The sequence below is a fragment of the Rubrivirga sp. genome, from assembly GCF_049648075.1.
Taxonomy (GTDB): domain Bacteria; phylum Bacteroidota; class Rhodothermia; order Rhodothermales; family Rubricoccaceae; genus Rubrivirga.
On sequence record NZ_JBARYR010000077.1, the window covers coordinates 1 to 3064 of the forward strand.

The following is a 3064-nucleotide window of genomic DNA, read 5'->3' on the forward strand; positions in this document are numbered from 1 at the left end:
TTCCTCGGCCGGGAAGATGATCGGGAAGCGGTCGGCCCGGTAGAAGTCGAGCAGGTTCTCGCCGATCACCAGCAGCTGGGCGTTGACGCCGGCGACCTCGAGGCCGCGCGAGGCGCGGAGGTCGAGCCGGAACTCGCCGTCGAAGCGGGCCCCGTTGCGAAGCTCGATGAGCGGCTGGCGCAGGTCGTCGACGGGCGTGAACGGGAAACCGGTGTAGACCTCGCCGATCGCGCCCAGCGTCCAGCCGGCGTAGAGGAGCGAGACGTTCATCGACAGGTTGTGGCGCTGGTCCCAATCGAGGGGGATAAGGACCCGGGCCGCCTCGTTGTTGCCCTGGGCATCAAAGAAAGCCTGCTGCGGGTCGGACCCGTTGCCTCGGGCCGACTGGAAGGTGTAGTTGACTCCACCCCGCAGCCCGATCTGGTCGAACGCGAACGACAAGGCCGCCGTGATCCCACGGACGCTGCCGAAGTCGAGGTTGGCGTAGCGGCCGTACGTGTCGCCGCCGGTCAGCGTCTCGAACAGGTCCGTCCCGATCAGCCCGCGCAGGTCGCGGTAGTACCCGGTCACATCGAGGGCGAAGTTCTCGCCGACCTGCTGCTGGATCCCGATCTCGTAGACGGTCGAGCGCTGCGCGTCGAGGTCGGCGTTGCCCAGGAACGTGTTGAAGCTGCCGAGCGAGACCTCGAACTCGGAGTTCTCGTAGAGCCGGCCCAACTCAGGGATCTGGAAAAACTGCCCGTAGCTCGCGCGAATCACGCCGCGCTCGGTGATCGGGAAGGCGAAGCCTAGGCGCGGGCTGACCTGCACCTTGACCGACGCCTGCTCGAACGCTTGGTCCTCGGGGCGCGGGTTGAGCGTGTTCTGGGGGTCGCGCAAGTCCGTCGGGACGACGGCGTTGGCGTCGAAGTAATCGAACCGGAGGCCGGCGTTCACGATCAAGTCGTCGATCTCGATCTTGTCCTGGATGTACGCCGCGAACTCGACGGGCTTGTGCTGATAGCTGTTGTTCCGGTTCGTCGTCGGGTCCGCGATCTGGGGCTCGAACGACCCGAACCGACGCGGGTCGACCTCGACGAAGAACTCCTCGAACTGGAGGTCGTGCGCCTTCATCTCGACGCCGACCTTGACCAAGTGCGCGCTCCCGAACTGCCGCGTCAGGTCGATGTCGATGCCGTACGTCGTGCTCGTCCGGTCAATGTGTCGCGGGTCTAAGCCACCCGTGTTGAACACGCCCGAGGGCTGGTTGCCCCGGCCGAAGATGTCGCGGTAGCGCGGGTCGCGCGGGTCCTCGAAGACGAACTGGGCGAAGTCGGTCGTGAACGCCGAGAGCCGGACGTCGAAGAACGTCCGCGTGTTGACGATCTGGTTCCACGACAGCAGGTGGTTCGACGCGTTCGACTGCTGGGTCGGGAGGTAGTCCGGGTTGAGCCGGAAAAAGTGGCTGTAGAACCGGGCGTCCGTCGTCGACCGCGTCAGCGAGTACGAGAACCGTGAGTTGCCCAGCGTGTAGTCCAGCTTGCCCAGCCCCGTCAGGCCCGACGACCCGTTCATGGGGACGACCGACGAGTCGCCGGTGGCGTCGATGTCCCACTGGTCTGGCGAGCCGGCAAAGCTCGAGCTGTCGCCGGGCGTGAACACGCGCCGTCCAAACAGCCACCCGTCGCGGTCGGTCACCTTGCCGTTGGCGAAAAAGGTCAGGTTCGGGATCCCGGTCGGTCCGCCTAGGGACGCCTCGGCAAACCGCTCGCCCAACAGGTCCGCCTCGCCGACGTCGTTGAACGCCTGGCCCTGGCCGGACAGGTAACCGCCGATGCTGCCGATAAACGTGCCCGTGAGCTCGGTCCCGCCGGACCGCGTCACGATGTTGACGATGCCCGAGTTGGCCTGGCCGTACTCGGCGTTGAACGCGCCCGAGATGACCTCGACCTCCTCGACGGCCGAGTTCTCGACCGGCACCGCGATCCCGTTCGTGAACGGGTTGGACACGGCCACGCCATCGACGTAGTACTTGACCTCCGTTGCCCGGCCGCCACGAATGTGGATCGAGCCGCTGGCCGAACGCGTGACGCCGGCTTGCAGCGCGATCGTCTCCTCGAAGCTGTCGACGGGCAGGGCCAAGATCTCCTCGCCGGTCACCTTGGCCGAGGCCGACGTGCGGTCGACCTCGATGAGGCCCGAGTTCGCCACGACGGTCACCTCCCCAAGTTCTGCGGACTCTTCCTCGAGGACGAAGTCGAGCTCCGTCGTCCGGTCCACGCGGACCACGACGTCGGTGACGACCATCGAGCGGAAGCCCAAGAGCGACGCGACGACGTTGTACGTCCCGGAGCGGACCCCGATGATGTCGTACGTGCCGTCGACGCCGGTCGAGGCGCCGCGCGTGGTGCCCTCGATGCGGACGTTGGCCCCGGGGAACGGGTTGCCGTCGCCGTCGCGGACGATGCCGGAGATCTTGCCCGTGGTCTGGGCAAGCGCCGGCATCGAGGCCGTGAGGGCGAGCAGGAGGAAGAGGAGGAGTCGCGTCACGTGGATCGAGTCTCGGTTCTAGGCACCGGGCGCCGAGGTGCCACGACCTCGACGCCCGAAATTCGGCCTTGTCTATGACGTGTGCGAGGCTATCGCACGAGCACCATCTTGGACGTCTGGACGCCGGCCTCGGAGACCAGGCGCGAGAGGTAGACGCCGGCGGACAGGCCCGCCGCGTCGAACGTGGCGAGGTGGTCGCCCTGCGGCATCACTTGGTCGACGAGCGTCGCGACGCGCTGGCCTAGGAGGTTGTAGACCTCGAGGGTGACGTGCGTCGGCGTGTCGACGGAGTAGGCGATCCGGGTGACGCCGGAGAACGGGTTCGGCTGGGCCGTCCCGATCCGCGTCGCGCTCTGGTCCGGTCCGCCTTCCTCAGACACCGAGATGGGGTTCGCCATCACGAACGCGCCGTCGACCAGCTGGCCGCGGAGGCCGAAGTTGAACGAGTCGCGGAAGAGGGCCGGCTGGTTGCCGCCGCGCATGAACACCTGTGTGTTGAGGTTCTCGTCGTCCTGGTCCGTCACGTCGTAATCGA

The 3064-nt window shown here is 66.9% G+C and carries 2 protein-coding genes; both read right to left on the bottom strand.

Going from position 1 to position 3064, the window contains the following annotated elements:
• A partial coding sequence (locus WBA11_RS02145; protein ID WP_424519083.1) for a TonB-dependent receptor occupies window positions 1–2529 on the bottom strand: 2529 nt, incomplete at its 3' end.
• Window positions 2530–2618: 89 nt separating this feature from the next.
• A partial coding sequence (locus tag WBA11_RS02150) for a T9SS type A sorting domain-containing protein (RefSeq protein ID WP_424519084.1) occupies window positions 2619–3064 on the bottom strand: 446 nt, incomplete at its 5' end.